Origin of the sequence: Phenylobacterium koreense (assembly GCF_040545335.1) — a bacterium.
In the GTDB taxonomy this organism is placed as follows: Bacteria; Pseudomonadota; Alphaproteobacteria; order Caulobacterales; family Caulobacteraceae; genus Phenylobacterium; species Phenylobacterium koreense.
On the sequence record NZ_JBEPLU010000002.1, the window covers coordinates 772793 to 796110 of the forward strand.

Sequence of the window (23318 nt, forward strand, 5' to 3'; positions counted from 1 at the left end):
TCGCTGGGCCGCGCCCTTGTGCGCGCTAGTTCACGCTCAACAACTCGATCCTGAACTCGAGGATCGAGTTGGGCGGGATCGCATCCTTGCCAGCTTCGCCATAGGCATATTCCGGCGGCAGATAGACGATCCACTCGTCGCCGGGCCGCATCAGTTGAAGCGCAGTCACCCAGCCCGGGATCAGCCTCTCCAGCGGAAAGCTGACAGCGCCCTCCGGATCGTTCTTGGATGAATCGAATATCCGGCCATCGAGGAACTTGCCCTCGTAGCGAACCCTGATCGTCGAGGATCTCTGTGGATGGGCGCCGTCCGACGGCCCGGATTTCAGCACCTTGTACTGTATGCCCGGGATCGTATTGACCCCGGGCGCGCGAGCGTTCTGTGCAAGGAATTGCGCGTTGGCGTCCTGAGCCAGGCACGGACCGGCCAAGGCCAAGGCGCCGAGAACACCGACAAGAATTCGCATGGGCGGTCCCCTCAAGCGGCCGGGGCGTTGATCATGCGCTGCAGCCCCGCAGCGACGGTTGGGTGGTACGTCGACTTGGCCTTCTCGAAGATGCGCCGCGCGATCGGTTGCCCCCAGGACCGGTCCTTCATCAGCCCGGCGTAGAGCGGCCGGATGAACAGCCCACGGCCAACGCTCGACAGGAACTCGTCCAGCGACGCGATCGCCGGCTCGTACCTGTTGGCGATCGCAAGCTCCAGCCAGGCGGACCGAACATAGCTGTTGGTCGACACGGAAAGCCCGAAAGTCGCATCGAGATCGTCGAGCTGGGCCTTCGATAGCTGCCGCGGCAGGCCGTTGAGGAACCGCAGCCATTCGTGGGTGGTCCAGGCGCTCGCCGTCACCGAACTCGCCGGCGCCCCGCCCACGAAGCTCTGAATCTGCTCGTCGACCCGCGCCAGAGCCTCCGACTTCAGATGCACCGCATTTTCAGGAAGGCCAGCGCCATAGGCCCAACGGTCGAGCTGGAGTTGGGCCTCCAGCGCCTTGTCGCCCTTGATCAGGTTGGCTCGCAGGTCCGCCAAGAACCCGGCGGTCGTCTGGGGCTGGAAGGCATGGCGATCGAAATAGGAGCGCAGATAGGCGTCCCAACGCTCACGCCCCACCGTCGTCTCGATGGTCCTCAGGAAGGTCGCGCCCTTGAAGTAGGCCAGTTGCCCGCCGACGTCGCCATGCAGCTTCGTCCGTTCGGCCTTCGGACCGCCGGCGGCCTTGATATCGGCCTGCATGCCGTCCCAGTCGAGGTCCGCCTCCATCTTTGAACGCGCCGGCCCATAGAGGGCCTCCATGATGCGGTTCTCGAAATAGGTGGTGAAGCCTTCGTTCAGCCAGCTATCCGGCCAAGTCGCGTTGGTCACGAGATTGCCCGACCAGCTATGCGCCAGTTCGTGAGCGACAAGGCCGACATTGGCGCGATCGCCCGTGATGAAAGTCGGCGTCAGGAAGGTAAGGGTCGGATTTTCCATTCCGCCAAACGGAAAGGACGGCGGGAGAACCAGCACGTCATATCGGCCCCACCGATAGGGGCCGTAGAGAGCCTCTGCAGTCGTCACCATCTTCTCGGTGTCCACGAGTTCGCTGGCGGCGCGATCCATCATGGAAGGCTCGGTATAGACGCCCGTGCGCGGGCCGAGCGCCCTGAACTCCAGGTCACCCACCGCAAGCGCGATGAGGTACGGCGGAACGGAGTGATCCATCCGAAACCGATAGGCCTTGCGACCGTCTGCAGTAGGCTCCCCTTCCGGCGTAAGCTTCTCGCCGCTCATCACCGCCACGAGATCGCTCGGCACGACGATACGCGCCGCCCAGGTCTGACGAATGCCAGGACTGTCCTGGGTGGGGATCCAGCTACGGTTGTTGATGTCCTGCCCTTGGCTGAAGAGATACGGCTTGCGCTTGCCGTCAGTCAGCGAGGGTTCGAGCCATTGCAGCGCACGCGCTCCCGGCGCGGTCCGATAATGGACGATGATCCGGTTCGCGCCCCTCAGCTCGACTGTCAGCGGCGCACCGAGTTCTTCGTTGTTCGAACCCAGGCGCCAGGGGAGATCCTTCCCCTCGCCGTCCGTGACCTTGATAATGTTGAGGTCGAGTGTGTCGAGCACGATCGCCTTGGCGTCTTTGGCCGCCAGAACATCCATCACTGCAACGCCCTGCATCGTCTTGGTGGCGAAATCGACGGCGAGATCCAGGTCCACATGCGTGACGCGGGCGACCTGCGGTTGCGCGTAGGTCTTCACGTCCCGAGCTTCCGGGGTCGTGAGGATGGGCGCCACTTCGCCGGGGGCCGCGATCGCTACACTGGTGAAAGGCGTAATCGACAAGGCCGTCGCCAGGACGACGGACCGAAATGACATGCGCATACGTCAAGGTTCTCGAATGTGGGCGCGCGTCACCGGACGCGGCATAGACGCATCCTAGCGTCACTTTGAGGCATGTCTTGCCTTTGTGACGTCGATTTCGTCGCAGACCTCGGCATTCCAATTCAACACATGGCCGATCAGCCGTCAGATCTGGTGTATTAGACGCTCCATGGAGAACAGCTTCACCGCATTCGCCGGCGCCCGACAGATCGCCCACGGCGCACTTGCGGAAGTAACCGCCGCCGCGGCCGCGAACTACCTGGCTGGCGCCTCGCACCTGCTGATCTTCGACGACGCCACAGGCAAGCTCGTCGACCTTGATCTGCGGCAAGGGAGAGACGCCCTTGCCGAGCCGCACCGCTCATCTCCCGCGCCGCGGGGGCGACCAAAGCTGGGCGTCACGGCTCGTGAAGTCACGCTGCTCCCAAGCCACTGGGAATGGCTTGCCAGGCAGCAGGGCGGCGCGTCCGCCGCATTGCGACGCCTGGTCGATCAGGCGCGCCGCGCCGCGCCGAACCAGATCGAGACCGTTCGCGATCGCCTGTATCGCGTCATGCTGGCGCTGGCAGGTGATCACGCCGGCTACGAAGAGGCGAACAGGGCGCTGTTTTCTGGCGACCTGGACGCCCTCAGGCAGATAATCGGCGGCTGGCCCGAGGACATCTGCGCCTACCTGATGGGAAGCATCGAGCAGCTTCGCGCGCTCTCGCACTCCAGGCCCGCAGGTGCAGCCGACGATTAAGGCACAGCCATCCGACCTATGACTTGGCCCGCGCGTCGCTTGCAAAGCTCCAGCCCAGAACGCCAGCGCCGCAGAGATCGGCTTCCCTGATCTTCCACGGGAAGGCTTGGATCAGTCTGGTCGGAGATTGCGCCGCGCCGTGCATTAACGCTGGTTTCGTAAGCATCGGCTCATTGTCCTCTGATGAGACGTCGCTATTTCGCACGCATTCGCGCGCTCGGTCAGGATCGGGTCGTGCAATTCTTGCTCATGGTGGTGATGCTCGGCGTCGTCGGCTCCTTGGCGATTCGCCTCGGTCGATCGCTCGACTGGATCTCAACGATCCTGGCTTGGGCGGCCGCTATCTTCCTTCTCGCAAGACCTCGAAAGGTTGGCCGGCCGGCCAAAAGACATTCGCGAGAGGCGCCGTGGATGTTTCCCATCGCGGTCGTCGCCGTGATGGCCGCGTGCTTCAGCGCGACATTATTCTGGTCAGATCTGCATCCGGCCCTCTCAGCGGGTCTCCAGCAGCTGGCGTCGAAAGGCGCCGAGACGGCTTCCCGACTGGCCGGGTCGACGGCCGCCCCCTCCTCAGAAGACCTCACGTTCAGCTGCCATGTCACCGAAGTGCATGACGGCGACACCTTCCGCTGCGCTGACGGCGCCCGTGTTCGCCTGCATGCCGTGGCCGCGCGTGAGCTGGACGGGACCTGCTCGCCTGGTCACCCATGCCCGGCCGCTTCGGCAACAAGCGCGCGCGCAGCGCTCGACCACCTAGCGGGGGGCCAAACCATCCAATGCTTGAGAACCGGCAAAAGTTACGACCGCGTAACCGCCATATGCTGGACGAGCTCTGGTCGGGAGATCAACTGCGCAATGGTTCGCTCTGGTACGACCTTGCTCTGGGACAATTTCAATCGGCAGTCAGAGATTTGCCGGGGATTCTAGGTGCGCGTCCCGGAATGAGTTGGTTTGATCTAGATCACCTGACAGGGCGTTTGCCATCGCAGAGCCTTACGGCGACTGGCGACGTTAACCGCCCATTCTCAACAATAATGCGGTCTTCGTCGGCCAAGAGATCCGACCGCCACCGCGCAGCGGCAAGGGAAATACGTCGACATCCGACCGTTGCCAGGAATGTCCGGGGGCCCTGCCCCCTTCCCTCGGCCGAGATCAGGCCAGGCGGCATGGGCATGAGACCGCTTCAGGATCGCCTTTCACCCGCGCCGCGTGCGCCCTGCCGCGCCGGGCCGAAAGTCGATCGCATTCCAAAATCCCCGAAGAGCGCGCTAGCCTGTCGCTCGCGATCGCCGAGGCGAGCCCCGCCCCGGTCACCCTGGAGACCTGCATTGGACGAGGTGAAGCTGACCCACGCGCAGCGCGAGGCGCTGGTGATGCTCGCCGGCGTTCCGGAAGGCGCCGCCTTCGTGCCGACGCTCGCGCAGCGGCCGGCCTACCATGAGCTCGTCGCGCTTGGCCTGGCCCGCTCCTGCGGGCCAGGACTTGGCGGCGAAGGCTTCGCCCCCACGCCCGACGGCCGGCGGAGACACTCCATCGTCCATCCCAAGGCTTACCGTGGCTTCGCCAGGCTCTCGCCTGAACGGCGGCGGCAGGTCGCAGCCATGGGCGGCGGCGCGGTGGCTCCGGACAAGCGAGCATTTTCAAAAGACCGGGCCTTGGCGACCCGCGCGGGGCGGCTGGGCGGGGAAACCTCGCCTAAACGCGGCCGGCCGCAGCATCGCGGCGAATGAGACCTGCTAGGTCGCAACCGATCCTGTAGCCGGGCGATCACCAGTGCGATTGCGTCCTCAGAACCGCAGGCCCACGGCCAGCAGGCCGCCGGCGACGCCCGACAACACCACACCCGCCACCACCATCGCCAGGACGCGCGGCGGAAAGGAGCGGGCCAGCATCGCCATCGAGGGCAGGCTGATCGGCGGAAGGGTCATCAGCAGCGCGCCAGCCGGGCCTACCCCCATGCCCAGCGACAGCATGGCCTGGATGATCGGGGCCTCGCCGGCCGTGGGGATCACGAACAGCATCCCAGCGACGGCGAAGGCGATGATCCATCCGATGTGATTGTCGACGTTCGGCCCGATCGTCGGGAACAGCCAGGCGCGCGCAGCGCCCAGCAGCAGGACCAGGATCACGTATTCCGGGACCAACCGCAGCGTCATGCGGCCGAGGATCGCAAGCCAGCGCCGGAACGAAGGTTGCTGCGCTTCGACCGCCAGCGCGCTCAACACCGCCTCCGATTGGGCGACCTCGCGCGCCGAGGTCATCCGGTTCGCCAGATAGCCCAGCCCGAACACCAGCGGCACGCCGAGCACCAGCCGGAGCGCCGCCCAGCGCCAGCCGAGCACGAAGCCGATGAAGATCAGGGTCGCCGGGTTGAGCACCGAATTGCCGAGCCAGAAGGCGATGGCCGCTCCCGCCGAGGCCTGCGCCCGGCGAAGCCCCGCGACGACGGGCGCCGCGCAGCAGGTGCACATCATCCCGGGAAGCGCGAGCACGCCGCCGGCCAGGGCGCTTCCGAAGTGTCTGCCGCCGAGCAGGCGCGCCACCCAGTCCGCAGGCAACAGAGCCTGAACGGCCGAGCCGAGCAGCAGCCCCAGCACCATCGCCTTCCAGATCGCCTTGCCATAGGCCAGCGCATAGCCAAGCGCCGCCTCGATCGACGGCGCCGGGGCGCTGGCCGCCTCTCCCATCAGGATGGACTTGCCGATCGAGTGGTCGGCCGCGGCCACGAAGGCGCGGTCGTAATAGGGCAGCCACTTGACGTAGAGCAGGCCGAGGGCGGCGATGACGACGAAGGTCGCCACACGCCAGGCGAGGTTCATCGTTCGAATCTGCCGCATTCGCGCCTTTTGGGCCGCACGCGCGCGGCGATCAAGGCGAAGCCGGCGCCTGCCCGCCCGATGCGACGATCAGGCGCCGCCGACCAGCCCAGCGATCTTGCGGGCCGCCTCGTCGAAGGCCTCCGCGTCGAGCCGGCCCAGCGCCACCTCCCCGATCACGCGGCCATTGCGCTCGCGGCTGGAGCGCCGGTAGGCCGGGTCGTAGTGGGCCTCGATCAGGTCCGCGGCCAGGGCCTCGGTCTCGCCCGCACGGGCCAGGTCGGCCCACGCCTCCAGCCGCTTGCGGCCAAGCCGGTCGGGCAAGCGGGCCAGCAGCGGGATCAAGGCGTCCGGATCACGGCCGAGTTCGCCATAGTTCTGAGCGAGGTAGCGGGCTCGCGCCTCCGGCGGCGCCAGGAGCGAGATACGCGGCGCGGCGTCCATGGCGCTCCACAGCACGGGAGGGACCATGCGCTGGCCGACCTTGCTGGACTCCGCCTCCACGACGATCGGCCGCGACAGGTCGAGCCGCTCGAGCTCGGCCAGAAGCCGGCTCTCGAACAGCTTCTGGCTGGGCTGCGGCGTCCCCGGCAGCGCGCCGAGCAGCGAGCCACGGTGGGCGGCCAGCGCTTCCAGGTCCAGCGCCTGCACGCCCAGCGCCGCAAGGTGCGCCAGCACCTCGGTCTTGCCGCTGCCGGTGGGGCCGTCGAGGACCACGACCTTCGGGACCGGGTGCGCCTCGTAGAGCCGCTGCACGACCCGGCGGCGATAGGTGCGATAACCTCCGGCCAGCACGGCCGTTCGCCAGCCGACCTGCGCCAGGATCACCGCCATGGCGTTGGAGCGCATGCCGCCCCGCCAGCAATAGACCAGCGGCTGCTGCGAACCCGGCCAGTCGGCCATCGCGGTCTGCAGGTGCTGCGCGACGTTGCGCGCGACGTAAGCAGCGCCGATCCGCCGGGCCTTGAAGCGCGACTCCTGGACGTAGATCGTCCCGACCTCCGCCCGCTCGGCGTCGCTAAGCACCGGCAGGTTCACCGCGCCGGGAATGTGGTCGACCGCGAACTCGCCGGGGCTGCGCGCATCGATGATCATATCGAACGCGCCGAGGGTCGCAGGCTCGGCGTCCTCCGCGACGCGAATCTCAGCCATGTCGGACTCGTCCCATGCGGCTGCTATATAACCGCGCCGGCAAAATCCGAACCCAGAGCGCTCCCATGAACGACGTCACCGCCCCTACCCAGCCCGTCCGGCTCACCAGCCTGGCGCATGGCGGCGGCTGCGGCTGCAAGATCGCTCCGGCGGTGCTGCAGGAGATCCTCGCCAAGACTCCCGCCGCCGCAGCCTTCCCCAACCTCCTGGTCGGCGCTGAAACCTCGGACGACGCGGCGGTCTGGAAGCTCAACGACGAGCAGGCGGTCGTCGCCACCACCGACTTCTTCATGCCCGTGGTCGACGATCCCTTCGACTTCGGCCGCATCGCCGCGACCAACGCCCTTTCCGACATCTACGCCATGGGCGCGCGGCCGCTGTTCGCCCTGGCTATCGTCGGCATGCCGGTGAACGTCCTGCCGTTGGACACCATCGGTTCGATCCTGGCCGGCGGCGCCTCGGTCTGCGCCGCAGCCGGCATCCCCGTCGCCGGCGGTCACTCGATCGACAGCGTCGAGCCGATCTACGGCCTGATCGCCGTGGGACTGGTCCGACCCGACGAGGTCCTGACCAACCGCACCGGCCGCGCCGGAGACGTCCTGATCCTCACCAAGGCGCTCGGCGTGGGTGTGCTCAGCGCCGCTTTCAAGCAGGAGCGGCTGGACGTCCTCGGGTACGAGCAACTGATCGGGTCCACCACCCAATTGAACGCCGTCGGCCCGGAGCTCGCAGGCCTCGCCGGCGTGCACGCCATGACCGACGTCACCGGCTTCGGGCTCCTCGGCCATGCGCTGGAGATGGCCCGCGGCGCAGGCGTCACCGCCGAGATCTTCACGGGCGCGCCCGCCCTTCTGGCCGGGGTCGAAGACCTCGCCAAGGCTGGCGTGCGCACCGGCGCCAGCGGCCGCAACTGGGCCAGTTACGGCGGCTCGATCCGCGGCGCCGAAGGCCTCGCGGACTGGACGCGCGACCTGCTCTGCGATCCTCAAACCAGCGGCGGCCTGCTCATCGCGGTCGATCCGGCCACGGCCGCCGACACCCTCGCGCTCCTGCGCGCCCGCGGCTTCGACCGCTCGGCCATCGTCGGCCGCCTCAAGCAAGGCCCGGCGCAGATCGAACTGGCGAACGCCCGAGTCTGAACCGCAAGGCGTCAGGCGTCTTCCAGCATCGACATCCTATCCCTCGTCGCTTCGCAGGCGGAGCGAGCGCAGCAACTCGCCTGTGGCGCTGCGGCACTATAGCTCACGTCACGTTGCAATCCTGAAAAACAGTAGCGCTGCCTTACGCAGCGTCAGATGATCCTCGCATTCGAGAGTCGGGAGTCTCCACGTCAGAGGGGGACGGCTCACGAGGGGAAGAGGAAACACTCATGTTGAAGAGCAGATATTTCTGCAGTGGGTCGATTATTGCCGCGGCCCTGGCGTTTGGAAGTGGCGGCGCTGCGGTCGCTCAAGAGACCGGCAGCACCGTCGAGGAGGTCATCGTCACCGGCTCATTCATCGCCGGGACGCGAGAAGACGCAGCCCTGCCCGTCGACGTGATCGGCTCGCAGGACCTCCAGAAGCAGGGCTCGCCCACCACGGTGAACCTGGTCAAGAACATCACCGCGGCCCAGAGTTCGATCGGTGAATCCAACCGCTTCCTGGGCACGGCGGCTGGCGCGGCCACCATCAACCTGCGCGGTTTCGGCTCGTCCCGGACGCTCGTGCTGTTCAATGGCCAGCGGATGGCCAATTCGCCGGCGGCTGTGGCCATCGAGTCGGTGGACATCAACTTCATCCCGAACATCGCTGTCGGCCGGATCGAAATTCTGAAGGACGGCGCGGCGGCCACCTACGGCTCGGACGCCGTCGGCGGCGTGGTCAATTTCATCACCCGGCGCGACCTCGAAGGCTTCGAAGCCACTGCGAACTACACCGCCATCGACGGATCGAAAGGCGACTACGACGTCAGCCTCGCCCACGGCTGGAAGTTCGACCGCGGCGACGCCCTGCTGACCGGAACCTACCGTCGGCGCAGCGAACTGCGCACGACCGACCGCGACTGGGCGCTCCGGCCCTTCACCGAGAACGCCTTCGGCGGCTGGTCCACCGCCTCGAACCCGGGTGTGTTCCAGACCGGCACGGCCGCCCAACTCGCGTCGGGCGGGTTCACGCAGTCGTTCCTGGACAATGGATGCACCGAGATGGGGGGCGTGCTGGTGAGCGCCGCTTCGCCAGCCTCGGGCTGCCGCTTCCAGTTCACCCAGTTCGACAACCTGGTGAACGATGAGGACCACTACTCCGTCTTCGGCCAGCTCAACTTCGAACTCTCGGAGAACTGGGACTTCCACAGCGAGGTTCTCTGGTCCCGCCACACGGTCGATCAGGAGCGGGTCTCGCCGGCGCAGTCGACCACCCAGTTCCCGACGCCGATCATGGCTTCGGGCGGCTCGCCCGGCGGCGGCACGTCGCCCTATCCGGCGATCGGCCTGAACCAGCAATCGCGCTTCTACGTGCCGGCCAACAACCCAGGCCTTCTGGCCTATCTGGCGGTTCCCGCCAACTGCGCCGGCACGGCCGCAGCCATCTGCGCCAACGCCGCCGCCAACGGGGTCATCACTTCACAGACCCTCTGGCGGCCCGAAGGCTACGGCGGCAACCCGCTGTTCGAACACGGCGCCGACGAGCAGCGCCGCCAGGCGACGGCCTTCCGCGTCGGCGGATCGCTACGCGGCAAGATCTTCGAGAACATCGGCGTCTCGATGGCGGCCACCTACCAGCGCAACCATGGTGAGGGCGGCGCCGGGCCCGACATCTCGGTCACCCGCCTGCAGCTCGCCATGCGCGGCCTGGGCGGCCCGGACTGCAACCCGGCCACCGGCACGCCGGGGGTGGGCTCCTGCCTCTGGTTCAATCCCTTCGCCAACGCCTATCAGGGCAATCCGGCGATCGGCGCGACGAACCCGTTCTTCAACTCGAACGTCCAGAACAGCAAGGAAGTGCTGAACTGGATGCGCCAGCCGCTGGTGGCCGACACCTTCACCGAACTGGCGGTCGGCGAGATCGTGTTCAACGGCGAGTTGCCCATCGAGCTGCCGGGCGGCGGCATCGGCTGGGCCGTCGGCACGCAGTGGCGCTACGATCGCCTGCAAGTGAACGTCCCGGACTTCTACGACATCAACTCGGCGCCCTGCGTCGACAGCCCGCCCTTCGGCGACGGCCTGCCGATCTGCACCAACGGCACCGGCGCGCACACCTTCTACTCGGCGGTGCAGGAGGTCGATATCGACCGCACGGTCGCCTCGCTGTTCGCCGAGGTCAAAATCCCGGTCACCGACAACTTCGAGGTCACCGGCGCGGTCCGCTACGAGGAGTACGGCGGCACGGTCGGCTCGACCACCAACCCGAAGATTTCGGCCCGGTGGCAGGTGGTCGATTGGCTCGCCGTCCGCGGCTCGGCCGGTTCCACCTTCCGCGCCCCGCAACAGCGGGACGTGACGCCCGGCTTCGTGCGCGGCCTGGCGCAGTTCAACCTGCCGGGCGTGGGCTCGCTCTACCGGCCGGTGCTGACCAACAACAACCCGGACCTGAAGCCCGAGACGGCTGACACCTACAATGTCGGCCTGATCGTCAACGCCGGGAACTTCCGGGCCACCATCGACTACTTCAAGTTCAAGTTCAAAGATGAGCTGACCAGCGAGACATCGGCTGCGATCGTCTCGACGATGTTCCCGAGCGCCACGCCGTCCACCTGGAAGTGCAATGTCCCCGAGTTCCGCGCGCGCTTCCAGTTCGCGGACGACGGCAATCCCGCCACGGACGACTGCACGCCGGCCAGGCTGCTCGGTGTCACGGCCAACCTGATCAACGGGCCGAGCGTGGACACCTCGGGCGTCGACTTCCAGGCGACCTACGTCTTCCCGGACATCCGCTGGGACGGCGACCTGACCTTCGGCGTCGATGGCACCTACACGATCGAATACAAGCGCGGCGCCCTGGTCACGCTCGACGGCTTCACCATCGCCCCCGCGCTCGACCGCGCCGGCAAGTCCGAACTGCTCAGCTCCTTCTACTCGTACCCGCGCTGGCGGGCGAACGGCTACGTGCAGTTCAACCGCGAAGGCCACAACCTGCGCTGGACCACGCACTTCAAGTCTGGGACCGACAACATCGTCGGGGCCTCCGTTCTGAAGACCAAGGACGAGATCACTCACGACCTGGTCTACACCGGCATCCTTCCCTGGAAGGACATCCAGTTGACGGCCGGCGTCATCAACATCTTCGACAAGGACCCGCCCTTCACGCGTAGCCAGTACAACTACGACTACACCAACGCCTACTTCCTCGGCCGCACCTTCCAGGTGGGCCTGAAGGCGCATTTCTAACCCCGACCACTGACTTTTCGCCTCCGGGCGAAGCGAGGGACGCCGGCGGTTCGGCGTCCCTTTTCTTTTGAGCGCTCTGGCCCGCCCCATCGCGAGCGGGGGACTTATACGACCTCGTCGTCCAGGGCTTTTAGCTGCCTGGTCTTCGTTCTGGACGAAATAGACGCCATGACAAGCGTCGGCTCGCCCCCCGATCAGCTGGATATCTTCGCAGCGCCAGTCCCAGGATCCGGCGACAAGGTTGCGCTCAAACGGGTCGGAGATGCGAATAGGTCCGGTGGTCGGTCGGCACGCGCAGGCGCTCGCGGCCTTGCGGAGTGACGTCGAAACCTCCACCATCAGCGGCTAGTCACACCGGCCGGAGGATCTTGCGCGCCTGGTGGGGCGGGATGATCGCGGTGATGTGGGCCGCCCAGCGCAGCTTGCAGTCACGGCGCGTCGGCCCATTGACACTCTCGAGGTCATAGAGCTTGCTGCGCGAGCCGCGCAACAGCCGCTTGACCAGCACCTCGTCGGTATCGGTCTCGACCACCACCACCTGGCCTAGCATGTCAGGGGTCGGCGGGGTCCGCTGGTCCTCGAAATAGATCAGGCCGCCATTATCGGCCAGCCCTGGCATGGAATGCCCGACAACCTGCAGGGCGACCGCCCGTTCCGTCCCGCCCGGCGGCAATGGCACGAGGTCTCCGGTCCCCTGGCCGGTGGCGAAGAGCACCGCGCCTTCGGGGTCGGCCCCGACCTTGCCGATCACCGGCACGAACCGCGCGTCGCGACGCGGTTCCGCTACGTCCGAACCTGTCGGACTCTCGCCCTCATATAGCCACTCATGGCGCACGCCGAAGGCTTCGGCGTAGGCCTTGGCCCTTGAATAGGAAAACGGCGCATTGCCGTTCTCGTTGGAAGCGTAGGTGTTCAGGTTCCAACCGAAGGCCAGGGCCGCGTCACGGCCCGTCCGATAGCCCGCGGCGATGCGGGACTCGCGGAGGCGCTGGGCTCGGGCGTGCTGAGGCGTCATGAGAGACGTATTTATCATACATTTCTTCTTGCGACAAAATTGTATTGTTTATACAGTTCAATCATGCCCACGACCAGGAAGCCAGCCGAGCCCGCCAGGGACTCCCTCACCGTCGAGCTCGGCGGCTGGTTCAAGGCCAGCGCCACCGGCCGGGGCGTCTTCGTGATCGGCGTGATCCTGCTCTTCCTGGGGGCGCTCGGCCTGGCCCAGGCCTGGTTAGGCGGCGGGATCGGACCCTGACCGACCGCCTAACTTGCGGAACCTCATCCACATTTTTACTTGCTGAACCCGAGGCGCTCGGCCTCGGCGGGCTGAAGGATCCGGAGATGCGCCGGCGGCTCTCGGCGCCTGCTGTGGCGCTGTTTCTGAAGACGGCGGACCTGCTCGACCTGAAAGTCGAGGACCGGATGGCGCTGCTGGGCGGGATCTCGCGGCAGACCTATCACAACTGGAAGACTGGCCGGACGGCGAGCCTGACCCGTGACCAGCTGGAGCGCATCTCGCTTTCCGACGGTTGGCGTCTTCGACGACATCGCCGAAGGCGAGGATGAGCTTAGGGTCGCCTTCCTGCTGGAGAACCTCACCAATCCGCCCAGCCAGGCGCGGCTCGCGGCCCTGCCGGCTGGCGAGCTGGCGGCCGGGCCGAGCGGTTCGATCGTGATGGCCGCCTTCCTGCACGCCAGCGACGAAGGCGGCCGCTTCAACGACGGCGAGCTGGGCGCTTGGTTCGCCTCAGGCGACCTTCCCACGGCCTTCGCCGAGACGGCGCATCACCACGAACGGCGCCTGCGCGCCTCGGCGGCCGGCTTTCCCGCGCGGATCCAGATGCGCCAGCTTTCGGCCCGCACCAAGGCCAAGCTGCTTGATCTGCGCGGCGCCCGAGAAAGCCGGCCTGAGCTCTATGACCTGGACGACTACAGCGCCGCCCAGGCCTTCGCCCGCGAGCGTCGCTGGCCCTATGCTGACCCTAGCGAAGACGGCCTGGTCTTTCAGAGCGTGCGTCACCTGGGCGGGATCAATATCTGCCTCTTCCGGCCAAAGGCGATCGCCCTGCCCGTCGCCCAGGGCGACCACTACGAATATGTCTGGAACGGATCTGGCGCCCTCAGCATCGTCAAGCTGACGCTCGTGCGCCGCTAGGTTCCAGCTCCAACCGGTCTCCGGCTCGCTTATCGGCCGGCGCCGCCCTTGGCGACGCCCTTGGCGCGCATCAGGTCGCCGATGGAGACTCCGCCGATCCGGCAGGCCGCCACCACGCGATCATAGCTGCGCTTCTGCGCCTTGCAGACGGCGCGCCGCCCCGACGATGCATTCCAGCGCCCGCGTGGACGAGCGCACCCTGACGGCGAGGGTCCCCGGCGAGCCAGAGGTCCAGCGAGACCCGCTCGTGCGGCGTGAGGCCGCGATCCATGGCGACCGCCCACTCGGCGGCCTCGCACTCTAGGGCCTTCCGCGAGTCTACAGCCATTCGCGCCGCCTCGAGGCCAGGGTCGGCGCCAACCATCGTCCGCCTGCGCGAAGACCTTACGACGCCCCGAAGCGCCAGGCGCCGCCGCCATATCCCGCAGCAGGCGCTTGCGCGGATGTTCCGGCAAGGCGCCTGGCTCTTCCGCGGGCGGCTCATGCGCGACGCCTGTGGCCATCAATTTGTTTCCGCGTCGCCAGGAACCGCCGCCTGCAGCATGCTTGGCCGAGGCGACGGATCACAAAACGACCAGCTCAGGAAGCCTCTTGCCGACCAGCCAGCGCGAGCAAGGCTGCCGCGATCTCAAGGGCTCCTGGATCGGCAAGCCGATACCGGACATGTTGGCCCTCCCGGCGAGTGCGGACCAGCCTGGCCTCGCGGAGTCGAGCTAGGTGCTGAGAGAGAGCCGATTGCGAGACGCCGAGCCGCGCTTCTATCTCGCCAACGCTCAGCTCCCCGCCACTCAGCAGCATCAGGATGGCCAACCGCCGCTCGTTGGCCAGGGCTCGCAAGATGCACGCTGGCTTAGGCGCCATGGAGCAGCGCCTGCAGGCGATAGGCCGCGGTAAGGGCGCCGCCTCGGGCCGCGACCACCGCGCTTTGGGCGGCAAGCGCTTCGCGATGCGCGTCCAGCAGGTCCAGCGCGGGCTTCTGGCCAACCCTCACCTCGTGGCGCACGCTCTCCAGAGCACTGACGGCGGCGACCGATTGGTCCTCGGCGGCCACCAGCATGGCGCGCGTCGTCGTCAGGTCGGACCAGGCGCCGATGACGGCCTCCCGAACCGATGCTTCGGCGGCCTCGACGGCGGCATGGGCGGATCGGGCGTCGGCCTTGGCTTCCGACACGCGCGCGCTGATCGCTCCGCCGGAGAATAGGGTCCAACTCCCCTGCACGCTCACCGTCGTGTCATGGGCGTGGTAACCTGGAAAGAACTTGTCTCGGACGGAGGAGGCGCTCGCGGCCAGAGCGATCGAGGGCGCGCGACCAGCCTGGGCGTACCGGACCCCGGCGTCCGCGGCGCGGGCCGAGGCCTGGGCCGACTTGAGCATCGCGTTGGAACGCAACGCTTCGGACAAGGCCTCGTCCAGGCTGGCGGGCGTGGAGGGCGCCGCCGGGAGCGGCTCAAGGGCCTCGGGGTCAGTTGCCACCACCGACACGAAGCGCGCGCGGCTGCGGGCGACTTCGCCTCTCGCCCGCGCAAGCCCCGCATTGGCCTCGGCAAGGCGAGCCTGGGCCTGGCTGAGATCCGACTTGGGCGTTTCACCGGCTGTGAAGCGCAGGTCCGCCTGCCGAGCGACTTCCTGCATCTGGACCACCTGGGCTTCGTGGAGCGCCAGGAGTTCGCGCGCGCTCAGGACCGCGACATAGGCCTCCGCCACCAGCGCCGACAGCAGGGCGCGGGTGCCTCCGAGCTGCGCCAAGGCGGCGTCCTGGCCCTCGCGGGCCCGGGTCACCGAGGCCGAGATCGCGCCGCCGGTGAAGATCGGTTGTCGCACCTCGATCGCGGCGGCGCGGGGATCGACGTTGGCGCGACCGAAGCCGAAGAAACCGCCCAGGTCGGTCTCGCCCGTCCCGACTTCGCCCGTGAGCGCGACGGTAGGCGCGCGCCCGGCCTTCGCCTGTCGCAGGCGCGCGGCGGCGGCGTCGGCCTGCGCCTGGCTTTGAGCGAGCCCCGGATTGCTCTTGAGGGCGAGCGCGATCGCCTCGTCGAGCGAAAGGCCGTAGGCGGCGGACGGTAGGACGACGCCGGCCGCGAGGGCTACCGCGCCAAGGCGGCGCAAGAGACTCACCGGAAAGCGACTCCCGGCTTCACGCCCAGCTTCTTGAACAGCATGGCGGCGGGGCAAAATCCGGTGAAACTCGCCTGGATCATGTTCAGGCCCGCGAAGATGGCCAGTGCGATCCACCAGGGATGGACGAACGCAGCCAGCGCGACGCTGAGCAATATGACACAGCCGGCAAAAGCCAGGACGGCGCGATCCACAGTCATCTCTCACTCTCCGGAGCGGTGCGGGCGGAAACCCGCGCAAGGGCCTGGCGCGTCCAGGCGACGATCTGATCGCTGCTCATCAAGCCCGAGCGCTGGCCCACGACCGCCCCGTCCTGGAAGAGGATGAGGGTCGGAATGCCTCGAACGCCGAGCTCAGACGCCGCCTGCGGCTCGGCGTCGGAGTCGAGTTTCAGCAGGCGCACGTCGGGCTCGAGCAAGGCTGCTGAGGCTGCGAACTGCGGCGCCATAGCCTGGCATGGGCCGCACCAGGGCGCCCAGACATCGACCAGCACGGCGGCCCCCCGCGTGGAGGCGCGATGGGCGTTTAGCTGCGCCCGGTTCACCTCGAACGGACGGCCGGCGAAGAGCGGCTCATGGCAGCGGCCGCAGCCTGCAGAGCTCGGGTTCTTCTCGTCCGGGATCCGGTTGGCGGCGCTACAGGCGGGACAGACGATCTGGCGCATGTCATCAGCCCTTCAGCTTCGGAACGCCCATCACTTCGAGAGCCAGCTTCTCGTAGAACGGCTCGCTCTCGCCGCGCCTTACCTTGCCAATGAAGTATTTCTCGAAACCCACCTTGGCGAGGTGCACCCACTTGCCGCTGGACGACCAGTTGATGTTGCGCGGGGGGATCTGGGGCTGAGCCACGAAGGCGACGCCCCCATCGCCAAAATCAGCCAGACAGATGGCGTTCCACGTCGCCTCGTTCGTCGGCGTAGCTCCTTCGAGGAGTTGGCGGAGGTTCGCGGCGACGGCGCTGACCATGCTCTCGATCATGAAGCCGGTCTTGGGCACGCCGGCCGGTACTGGCGTTGGACCGGTCGGGGCGATGGCCACGCAGACGCCGAGCGCGAAGACATTCGGAAAGGCCGGGTTGCGCTGCTGCTTGTCGACGACGATGAAGCCGCGCGGGTTAGTCAATCCTTCGATCCCTCGAACCGCCTCCACCCCGCGGAACGCCGGGAGCATCATCGAGTACGCGAAGGGCAGATCGTGCTTGGCCTTCACCGATCCGTCTTCGGCGACCTCCTCGACATGCATCATGCCAGGCTCGGTCGAGGACACCCTGGCGTTGGTGATCCATTTGATGTGACGGTCTCGCATCTCGCTTTCGAGAAGGCTCTTGGTGTCGCCGACGCCGTCGAGCCCGAGGTGGCCGATGTAGGGCTCGGGCGTGACGAAGGTCATCGGCGCCCGGTCGCGCAACCGCCGCCGCCTCAGTTCGGTGTCGAGGATCATGGCGAATTCGTAGGCGGGGCCGAAGCAGGACGCCCCTTGAACGGCGCCGACCACGATCGGGCCGAGGGTCTCGGTGAAGCGCTCAAAGGCTTTGTTGGCGGCCTCGGCGTGATCGACATGGCAGATCGACTGGGTGTGGCCGGCGTTCGGCCCGAGGCCCGGTATCTCATCGAAGGCCAATTCGGGGCCCGTGGCGATCACCAGGTAGTCATAGGAACGTTCGGAACCGTCGTTCAGTTCGAGGCGGTTCTGGTCGGGATGGACCCGCCGCACACCCACGCCGTTGAAATCGATCCGCCGCTTTCGATAGACGGGCGGCAGAGCCACCTCGATCGCGTCGCGCGTACGCCAGCCCACCGCCACCCACGGATTGGAGGGCACGAAGTGGAAGACGTCGCCTTGCGAGACGACCGTGACGTCGGCGCGATCGCCCACGGCGTCCTTGATCTCAAAGGCGGCGATTGAGCCGCCCAGTCCGGCTCCCATAATGACGATACGCGGTTTGCCCATCGGCCGTTCTCCAAAAAGGCCCCGGCGCTGTCAGGCTGTCTCAGGAGACGCTTAACGGCCTTGATCTGGATCACATCGCCCGGTCGTTCGCCGCGGTAAGTGATCGCTGATACTTGACTGAATATGTCAATCCTCGCATATGCGCAAATATGAATTTTAGTCCTGACGCGATGAAGGCGGAGACCGAGCAGGCGTGCGCCCTGATGAAGGCGCAGGCCAATCCGTATCGCCTGCTAATCGTGTGCGCGCTGGTCGAAGGCGAGACGTCGGTGGGAGCTTTGGCCCAGACGCTGGGCGCGCGTGAATCCCTCGCCTCACAGCACCTCGGCCTGCTGCGAGGCGATGGAATCCTCTCGGCTCGCCAGGACGGCCAGTCGATCTACTACGCCCTGCAGAGTGGCCCGGCGCGCGCGCTCATCGAGACCCCGGCTGATCAGTTCTGCAACCCGCCCGAGCCTTCCTAGGAGCCCGCCATGTTCAATCGACAAAAACTTCGCGATCTCGCGCCCCAGGAGGTGAAGACCGCCCTGGACGCCCACGAAATTCTGCTGATCGACGTTCGTGAACCGGCGGAGTTCGCCGCCGAGCGTATCCATGGCGCGCTGAACTTCCCGCTATCGACCTTCGCGCCTGCGGCCCTGCCCGCCGCCGGCGACCGCCTGGTCGTGTTCCAGTGCGGATCGGGCAAGCGTTCGGCCATGGCGATCGAGCGCTGCCAGAAGGCCGGCCACGCGATCGACGCGCATCTGGCCGGCGGCATCATGGCCTGGAAGGCCGCGGGCCTTCCGACGATCACGTTGGACACCACGACCGGCGAACTGCGCGATCCGCGCTGAACAGGCCCGACAGGAAGCATCACCATGGCTCGGCGTTTCCATTTTCTGGGGCTGGCTGCAGTTGCGGCCCTCGCGCTGAGCGGCTGTGGCCGGAGCGAGCCGACCGCAAGCGTCGCCGCCCGCGCGCCGACTGCCGGCCGCCTGACCGTGCAAACCCAGATGATCGCTGACCTGAAGCCGGCGCCTGGAACCCTGACCACCCGCGACATGGCCGAGGCGCGAGCTCGGATCGGTGGCGTGCTCGTCAGTCTGACGATCAGGGAGGGCGACATGGTGCGCCGCGGGCAGATGATCGCCCAGGTGCGCGATGATCGCCTGAATCTGGAGACGGGCGCCTACGCCGCCCAGGTGAAGGCCGCCGCAGCCGAGGCCGAGCGCGCCCGAGCCGACCTCGCCCGCACCCAGGACCTTTACGAGCACGGCGTCTACGCCCGCGCCAGGCTGGAACAGGCGCAGGCCCAGGCGAAGACGGCGGACGCCGCCCTGGCTGCGGCCCGAGCGCAGCGAGGCGCAAGCGCCGAGCTCGCGGGCCAGGGGGCGGTCGCAGCGCCCGCCGCGGGACGCGTGCTGAGCGCCGACGTTCCGGTCGGATCGGTCGTCATGCCGGGCCAGACCATCGCCAGGATCACCGCCGGGCCCGTGGTGGTGCGCGTGGAGTTGCCGGAGGCCAACGCCGCGGCGCTGAAGCTCGGCGCCCCGGTGACGCTGAGCGGCGAGGCCTTCGCCGCCGCCACGCAGGGAACCATCTCGCAAATCTATCCCGCTGTGAGCGGCGGCCAGGTGATCGCCGACGTGACCGCCGCCAACCTGCCGCAGGACAAGGTGGGCCAGCGCGTCCAGGTTCGCGTCAGGATCGGCGAGCGGAAGGCGATCATCATCCCTCGACGCTACATCTCCACCCGTTTCGGCGTCGATTACGTGCGGCTGGTGGCTGCGGACGGGACGGTCTCGGAAGCCCCCGTCCAGACCGCCGAGGGGCCCACCGCGGACACGGCGGAGATTCTGTCCGGCGTGCGCGCCGGCGACGTGCTCACGCCTGCGGCGGTGGCGCGATGAACCTCGGCATCTCCGGGCGCCTGACGCGCGCCACGATCGGTTCGCCCCTCACGCCACTCTTCCTACTGGCCGCCATCGCCGTCGGCCTGCTCGCCCTCACCTCGATCCCGCGCGAGGAAGAGCCGCAGATCAGCGTGCCCATGGTCGACATCATGGTGGCCGCGCCCGGACTTCGTGCGCCGGACGCGATCGAGCTGGTGGGCAAGCCGCTCGAGGCGATCGTCAAGAGCGTCACCGAGGTGGAGCATGTCTACACCTCCGCCGACGACAATCAGGTCATGGTCACCGCTCGCTTCAAGGTGGGGGTCGATCCCGACGCCGCAGCGGTGAGAATCCACGAGAAGGTGAGAGCAAACTACGACCGGATCCCAGCCGGCATTCCCGAACCGCTCATCCAGACCCGCGGCATCAATGACGTGCCCACTCTGGTCCTCACGCTCTCACCCAAGCCGGGCGCGGCCGGCCAGTGGACCGACCAGGCGCTCTATGAGATCGCGGGCAAGCTTCGCACGGAAGTGGCCAAGGTGGAGGACGTCGGCCTGACGTTTATCGTCGGCGGGCGCGCGCAGGAGATCCGAGTGGAGCCGGACCCGGCCCGGCTTGCGATGCACGGCGTCTCGCTCACGGCCCTGATGGACACGGTGCGGCAGGCCAATCGCGCCTTTCCCGCCGGCCAGGTTCGCAACGACGGCCAGGCCTTGGACATCACCGCAGGCCGCACGCTGGCGAACGCGACGGAGATCGGCCTGCTGGCCCTCCCCTCGACAAAGGGGGAGCGGGTCTACGTGCGCGACGTCGCCGATGTCGTCACCGCTCCGCGCGAAGACCAGGCCCGGGCCTGGCGCTCGGTGCGCGTCGGCCAGTCGTGGAGCGAAGCGCCGGCCGTGAGCCTCGCCATCGCCAAGCGCAAGGGCGCGAACGCCGTCGTGGTCTCGCAGGCCGTGCTGGCGCGGGTCGAGAGCCTGAAAGGCGCGCTGCTGCCCGCCAGCCTGGATGTCGCCGTCACACGTGACTATGGCGAGACCGCCAACGAAAAGGCCAACGAACTCCTCTTCCACCTGGGGCTGGCGACCGCCTCGATCGTCGTGCTGATCGGCTTCGCCATCGGCTGGCGGGAAGCGGGGGTGACGGCGGTCGTGATCCCCACCACCATTCTGCTGACGCTGTTCGCCTCGAACCTGATGGGCTACACCATCAACCGCGTCAGCCTCTTCGCCCTGATCTTCTCGATCGGCATCCTGGTCGACGATGCGATCGTCATGATCGAGAACATCGCCCGCCACTGGGCGATGAATGACGGCCGCAGCCGTATCGACGCCGCCGTCGAGGCGGTGGCGGAAGTTGGCAACCCCACCATCGTGGCGACCCTGACCGTGGTGGCCGCGCTCCTTCCCATGCTGTTCGTCTCGGGGCTCATGGGCCCCTACATGGCCCCGATCCCGGTGAACGCCTCGGCGGCGATGGTCTTCTCGTTCTTCGTGGCCGTGGTGATCGCGCCCTGGCTGATGGTTCGCTTCGCCCGCCGAACGCTCGCCGCAGGGGCGCACGGCGATCATGGCGAGGGACTGCTCGGCCGCCTCTATCGCCGTGTGGCCGGACGTGTGATCGCCACCCGGCGCAGCGCCCTGTGGTTCCTCGTCGGCGTCGGCCTGGCGACCCTGGCGGCCTGCGCGATGTTCGCCACCAAGACCGTGACCGTGAAACTACTGCCGTTCGACAACAAGTCGGAACTGCAGGTCGTGCTCGACCTGCCGGAAGGCTCGTCACTGGAAGATACGCAGCGCGCGCTCACCAAGGCCGCGACCATCGTGCGCGCCGTGCCCGAGGTGACCGCGATCGACGCCTATGCCGGCACGGCCTCGCCGTTCAACTTCAATGGTCTGGTCCGCCACTACTACCTGCGCAACCGCCTCGAAATGGGCGACCTCGCCATCGGCCTTGCGCCGAAGGCCGACCGCGACCGCAACAGCCACCAGATCGCGCTGGACCTACGCCGCCGCCTGTCTGACCTGGCGCTGCCGGCCGGGTCGACCATCAAGGTCGTCGAGGCCCCGCCTGGGCCGCCGGTGATGGCGACGCTGCTGGCGGAAGTCTACGGCCCGGACGCGGCCACCCGGCGCGCCGTCGCCGAGCGGGTGAAGGCGATCTTCCACGAGATTCCCTTCGTCGTCGATGTTGACGACAGTTGGGGCCAACCCCGTCCCGGGCTTCGCCTTGCGCCGGACCGCGAACGTCTCGAAGCGCTCGGCGTGAGCGAGCGCGATGTCTACGACTCCATTGGCGCGGCGCTCAACGGCCAGGTCCTGGGCTATGCGCATCGCGGCGAGAGCCGCGACCCGCTGGAGATCACGGTGCGGCTGCCGCAATCGGCGCGCACGTGGGGGCAAGGCTTGGCCGCCCTGCCAGTCGCGCGCGCCAGGGACGGACGCCTCGTGGAACTGGGCGAGGTGGTCGTGGCGAGCCAGGAGCCAGGGGCGACCCACATCTTCCGGCGGGACGGCCGCGACGTCGATATGGTCCAGGCCGAGCTCGCCGGCGCATACGAGGCGCCGATCTACGGCATGCTCGACATCAACAGGGCGATCGGCGATGGCGACTGGCAGAACGTCCCCAGGCCCGCCATCCGCCTGCACGGTCAGCCCGAGAGCGAGCTGGCGCCCACCGTCCTATGGGACGGCGAATGGGAGATCACCTGGGTCACCTTCCGGGACATGGGCGCGGCGTTCGCAGTCGCCCTCGTCGGCATCTACGTGTTGGTGGTGGCGCAGTTCAAAAGCTTCCGGCTGCCGCTGGTGATCCTGACGCCGGTTCCACTCACCCTGGTCGGCATCGTGATCGGCCACATGCTCTTCCGGGCGCCGTTCACCGCAACATCCATGATCGGGTTCATCGCGCTGGCGGGGATCATCGTGCGTAACTCGATCCTGCTGGTCGACTTCATCCGTCACGCCCGGACCGAAGGACGGGCGCTGCGCGACGTCCTGCTCGAAGCTGGAGCTATCCGGTTCAAGCCGATCCTGCTCACCGCTCTGGCGGCCATGATCGGCGCTGCGGTGATCCTCACGGACCCGATCTTCCAGGGCCTGGCGATCTCGCTGCTTTTCGGCCTGGCCTCGTCGACCCTGCTGACGGTGCTGGTGATCCCGGCGCTCTATGTGGTCCTACGGGACGACGGCCTCCCGGCGACAAGTCGGGCGGATGACTGATTGCAAACACTTTCGCATATTCTACATCAACCACATGATGGCCACCCTCGCCCCCCCACAACAGGATGCCTCCGCCTTGGAGGCCTGCGCCCGTAGCGCGGCGCGGCTGCTCAAGCTGCTCGCCAGCGAGCAGCGCCTGCTGCTCCTGTGCCGGCTGCTGGAAGGCGAAAGCTCCGTGGGCGAACTGGCTGAGTATGCCCGACTGGCGCCGTCGGCGGCCTCACAGCACCTGGCGAAAATGCGGGCCGAGGGCCTCGTGCGCACGCGCCGAGAGGCCCAGACGATCTTCTATAGCCTCGACGATGATGACGCGGTGCAGTTGCTGACGACGCTCTCGGACATCTACCGGAGGAACGCGGCCGCCTGTTGACGGCGCAGCGCACCTGGCCTCGCACCGGGCACTCCCCCGAACGGCCAGGCCCTGGGAGGCCACCATCACGAGCGCCGCCCGACTTGGCCAGCTGGGATGAGCCTCCAGGCGAGGCCCTCGCCGCGCCGCTTGCGAGTCAAACATCGCCGAGATGCTCGGCGATCCACGAGCAGCCGTCGCCGGAACGGCG

23 protein-coding genes are annotated in these 23318 nt (G+C 67.5%); 13 read left to right on the top strand and 10 right to left on the bottom strand.

The features are described 5' to 3' along the window. Positions 1-25: 25 nt before the first annotated feature. Entirely contained in the window at positions 26-466 is a 441-nt protein-coding gene (locus ABID41_RS15670; protein ID WP_331932694.1) for an FKBP-type peptidyl-prolyl cis-trans isomerase, read from the bottom strand. A gap of 11 nt (positions 467-477) precedes the next feature. Next, positions 478-2325, bottom strand: a complete 1848-nt coding sequence (locus ABID41_RS15675; RefSeq protein ID WP_354298007.1) for a M1 family metallopeptidase — start codon at positions 2323-2325, stop codon at positions 478-480. Positions 2326-2533: 208 nt separating this feature from the next. Between ABID41_RS15675 and ABID41_RS15680 the strand changes: the two genes are divergently transcribed. The 3 genes from ABID41_RS15680 to ABID41_RS15690 all read left to right on the top strand — a co-directional run bounded on the left by ABID41_RS15680 (position 2534) and on the right by ABID41_RS15690 (position 4836). Further along, positions 2534-3106, top strand: a complete 573-nt coding sequence (locus ABID41_RS15680; protein WP_354298008.1) for a DUF2239 family protein — start codon at positions 2534-2536, stop codon at positions 3104-3106. Positions 3107-3340: 234 nt separating this feature from the next. Further along, the gene (locus ABID41_RS15685; protein WP_354298009.1) at positions 3341-4033 is read left to right on the top strand and encodes a thermonuclease family protein; all 693 of its coding nucleotides are present in this window, start codon (positions 3341-3343) and stop codon (positions 4031-4033) included. Positions 4034-4434: 401 nt separating this feature from the next. After that, a complete protein-coding gene (locus ABID41_RS15690; protein ID WP_331932690.1) occupies positions 4435-4836 on the top strand; it encodes a hypothetical protein in 402 nt (133 codons plus the stop codon). 57 nt (positions 4837-4893) lie between these two features. On the opposite strand, the gene ABID41_RS15695 is transcribed toward ABID41_RS15690, so the two are convergent. Further along, complete coding sequence (locus ABID41_RS15695) at positions 4894-5943, bottom strand: permease (RefSeq protein ID WP_354298010.1); 1050 nt, start codon at positions 5941-5943, stop codon at positions 4894-4896. Positions 5944-6012: 69 nt separating this feature from the next. After that, positions 6013-7074 (bottom strand): tRNA 2-selenouridine(34) synthase MnmH, encoded by a 1062-nt coding sequence (gene mnmH / locus ABID41_RS15700; protein ID WP_354298011.1) that lies wholly within the window; start codon positions 7072-7074, stop codon positions 6013-6015. 65 nt (positions 7075-7139) lie between these two features. Between mnmH and selD the strand changes: the two genes are divergently transcribed. Together selD and ABID41_RS15710 are read left to right on the top strand one after the other, a co-directional pair. Next, a complete protein-coding gene (selD, locus tag ABID41_RS15705; RefSeq protein WP_354298012.1) occupies positions 7140-8213 on the top strand; it encodes a selenide, water dikinase SelD in 1074 nt (357 codons plus the stop codon). A 230-nt stretch (positions 8214-8443) separates the two neighbouring features. Then, positions 8444-11440: a TonB-dependent receptor domain-containing protein gene (locus ABID41_RS15710; protein ID WP_354298013.1), complete on the top strand. Its 2997-nt coding sequence runs from the start codon at positions 8444-8446 to the stop codon at positions 11438-11440. Positions 11441-11789: 349 nt separating this feature from the next. Here the strand turns inward: ABID41_RS15710 and ABID41_RS15715 are convergent, their stop codons facing one another. After that, positions 11790-12455: an XRE family transcriptional regulator gene (locus ABID41_RS15715; RefSeq protein ID WP_354298014.1), complete on the bottom strand. Its 666-nt coding sequence runs from the start codon at positions 12453-12455 to the stop codon at positions 11790-11792. A 63-nt stretch (positions 12456-12518) separates the two neighbouring features. On the opposite strand from ABID41_RS15715, the gene ABID41_RS15720 reads away from it, so the two are divergent. From ABID41_RS15720 to ABID41_RS15730, 3 genes are all read left to right on the top strand, one after another. Further along, a complete protein-coding gene (locus ABID41_RS15720) occupies positions 12519-12695 on the top strand; it encodes a hypothetical protein (protein ID WP_331929511.1) in 177 nt (58 codons plus the stop codon). Positions 12696-12781: 86 nt separating this feature from the next. Further along, positions 12782-13006 carry an antitoxin Xre-like helix-turn-helix domain-containing protein gene (locus ABID41_RS15725; protein WP_354298015.1) on the top strand — a complete coding sequence of 75 codons (225 nt, stop codon included), beginning with the start codon at positions 12782-12784 and terminating at the stop codon, positions 13004-13006. Then, positions 12936-13595 (top strand): RES family NAD+ phosphorylase, encoded by a 660-nt coding sequence (locus ABID41_RS15730; protein WP_354298016.1) that lies wholly within the window; start codon positions 12936-12938, stop codon positions 13593-13595. The genes ABID41_RS15725 and ABID41_RS15730 overlap by 71 nt, the downstream gene beginning before the upstream one ends. Before the next feature lie 579 nt (positions 13596-14174). On the opposite strand, the gene ABID41_RS15735 is transcribed toward ABID41_RS15730, so the two are convergent. From ABID41_RS15735 to ABID41_RS15755, 5 genes are read right to left on the bottom strand one after another with little or no spacing between them, the layout of a single operon-like run. After that, positions 14175-14456 (bottom strand): ArsR/SmtB family transcription factor, encoded by a 282-nt coding sequence (locus ABID41_RS15735; protein WP_331929517.1) that lies wholly within the window; start codon positions 14454-14456, stop codon positions 14175-14177. Next, positions 14446-15711 carry a TolC family outer membrane protein gene (locus ABID41_RS15740; RefSeq protein WP_354298017.1) on the bottom strand — a complete coding sequence of 422 codons (1266 nt, stop codon included), beginning with the start codon at positions 15709-15711 and terminating at the stop codon, positions 14446-14448. Before ABID41_RS15740 ends, ABID41_RS15735 begins: the two co-directional genes overlap by 11 nt. Next, entirely contained in the window at positions 15708-15911 is a 204-nt protein-coding gene (locus ABID41_RS15745; RefSeq protein WP_354298018.1) for a YgaP family membrane protein, read from the bottom strand. The genes ABID41_RS15740 and ABID41_RS15745 overlap by 4 nt, the downstream gene beginning before the upstream one ends. Next, positions 15908-16375, bottom strand: a complete 468-nt coding sequence (locus tag ABID41_RS15750) for a thioredoxin domain-containing protein (RefSeq protein WP_354298019.1) — start codon at positions 16373-16375, stop codon at positions 15908-15910. Before ABID41_RS15750 ends, ABID41_RS15745 begins: the two co-directional genes overlap by 4 nt. 4 nt (positions 16376-16379) lie before the next feature. Next, positions 16380-17660, bottom strand: a complete 1281-nt coding sequence (locus tag ABID41_RS15755; RefSeq protein ID WP_354298020.1) for an NAD(P)/FAD-dependent oxidoreductase — start codon at positions 17658-17660, stop codon at positions 16380-16382. A 149-nt stretch (positions 17661-17809) separates the two neighbouring features. Here ABID41_RS15755 and ABID41_RS15760 point away from each other — a divergent pair, with 149 nt between their 5' ends. From ABID41_RS15760 to ABID41_RS15780, 5 genes are read left to right on the top strand one after another with little or no spacing between them, the layout of a single operon-like run. Continuing rightward, positions 17810-18124 (top strand): ArsR/SmtB family transcription factor, encoded by a 315-nt coding sequence (locus tag ABID41_RS15760; protein WP_354298021.1) that lies wholly within the window; start codon positions 17810-17812, stop codon positions 18122-18124. A gap of 9 nt (positions 18125-18133) precedes the next feature. Beyond that, positions 18134-18496, top strand: a complete 363-nt coding sequence (locus ABID41_RS15765) for a rhodanese-like domain-containing protein (protein ID WP_354298022.1) — start codon at positions 18134-18136, stop codon at positions 18494-18496. A 24-nt stretch (positions 18497-18520) separates the two neighbouring features. Further along, entirely contained in the window at positions 18521-19552 is a 1032-nt protein-coding gene (locus tag ABID41_RS15770) for an efflux RND transporter periplasmic adaptor subunit (protein ID WP_354298023.1), read from the top strand. After that, positions 19549-22758, top strand: coding sequence for an efflux RND transporter permease subunit (locus tag ABID41_RS15775; protein WP_354298024.1), 3210 nt, complete (start codon positions 19549-19551; stop codon positions 22756-22758). Before ABID41_RS15770 ends, ABID41_RS15775 begins: the two co-directional genes overlap by 4 nt. 37 nt (positions 22759-22795) lie before the next feature. Then, positions 22796-23128 carry an ArsR/SmtB family transcription factor gene (locus ABID41_RS15780; protein WP_354298025.1) on the top strand — a complete coding sequence of 111 codons (333 nt, stop codon included), beginning with the start codon at positions 22796-22798 and terminating at the stop codon, positions 23126-23128. Positions 23129-23318 lie beyond the last annotated feature (190 nt).

Excerpts from the sequence above, each read along its gene's own strand:
- ABID41_RS15715 (WP_354298014.1), bottom strand. The coding sequence starts at position 12,455 with ATGACGCCTCAGCACGCCCGAGCCCAGCGCCTCCGCGAGTCCCGCATC.
- ABID41_RS15680 (WP_354298008.1), top strand. The coding sequence starts at position 2,534 with ATGGAGAACAGCTTCACCGCATTCGCCGGCGCCCGACAGATCGCCCAC.
- ABID41_RS15780 (WP_354298025.1), top strand. The coding sequence starts at position 22,796 with ATGGCCACCCTCGCCCCCCCACAACAGGATGCCTCCGCCTTGGAGGCC.
- ABID41_RS15670 (WP_331932694.1), bottom strand. The coding sequence starts at position 466 with ATGCGAATTCTTGTCGGTGTTCTCGGCGCCTTGGCCTTGGCCGGTCCG.
- ABID41_RS15735 (WP_331929517.1), bottom strand. The coding sequence starts at position 14,456 with ATGGCGCCTAAGCCAGCGTGCATCTTGCGAGCCCTGGCCAACGAGCGG.
- ABID41_RS15750 (WP_354298019.1), bottom strand. The coding sequence starts at position 16,375 with ATGCGCCAGATCGTCTGTCCCGCCTGTAGCGCCGCCAACCGGATCCCG.
- selD (WP_354298012.1), top strand. The coding sequence starts at position 7,140 with ATGAACGACGTCACCGCCCCTACCCAGCCCGTCCGGCTCACCAGCCTG.
- ABID41_RS15760 (WP_354298021.1), top strand. The coding sequence starts at position 17,810 with ATGAATTTTAGTCCTGACGCGATGAAGGCGGAGACCGAGCAGGCGTGC.
- ABID41_RS15770 (WP_354298023.1), top strand. The coding sequence starts at position 18,521 with ATGGCTCGGCGTTTCCATTTTCTGGGGCTGGCTGCAGTTGCGGCCCTC.
- ABID41_RS15695 (WP_354298010.1), bottom strand. The coding sequence starts at position 5,943 with ATGCGGCAGATTCGAACGATGAACCTCGCCTGGCGTGTGGCGACCTTC.
- ABID41_RS15765 (WP_354298022.1), top strand. The coding sequence starts at position 18,134 with ATGTTCAATCGACAAAAACTTCGCGATCTCGCGCCCCAGGAGGTGAAG.
- ABID41_RS15725 (WP_354298015.1), top strand. The coding sequence starts at position 12,782 with ATGCGCCGGCGGCTCTCGGCGCCTGCTGTGGCGCTGTTTCTGAAGACG.
- ABID41_RS15710 (WP_354298013.1), top strand. The coding sequence starts at position 8,444 with ATGTTGAAGAGCAGATATTTCTGCAGTGGGTCGATTATTGCCGCGGCC.
- ABID41_RS15720 (WP_331929511.1), top strand. The coding sequence starts at position 12,519 with ATGCCCACGACCAGGAAGCCAGCCGAGCCCGCCAGGGACTCCCTCACC.
- ABID41_RS15745 (WP_354298018.1), bottom strand. The coding sequence starts at position 15,911 with ATGACTGTGGATCGCGCCGTCCTGGCTTTTGCCGGCTGTGTCATATTG.
- ABID41_RS15775 (WP_354298024.1), top strand. The coding sequence starts at position 19,549 with ATGAACCTCGGCATCTCCGGGCGCCTGACGCGCGCCACGATCGGTTCG.
- ABID41_RS15755 (WP_354298020.1), bottom strand. The coding sequence starts at position 17,660 with ATGGGCAAACCGCGTATCGTCATTATGGGAGCCGGACTGGGCGGCTCA.
- mnmH (WP_354298011.1), bottom strand. The coding sequence starts at position 7,074 with ATGGCTGAGATTCGCGTCGCGGAGGACGCCGAGCCTGCGACCCTCGGC.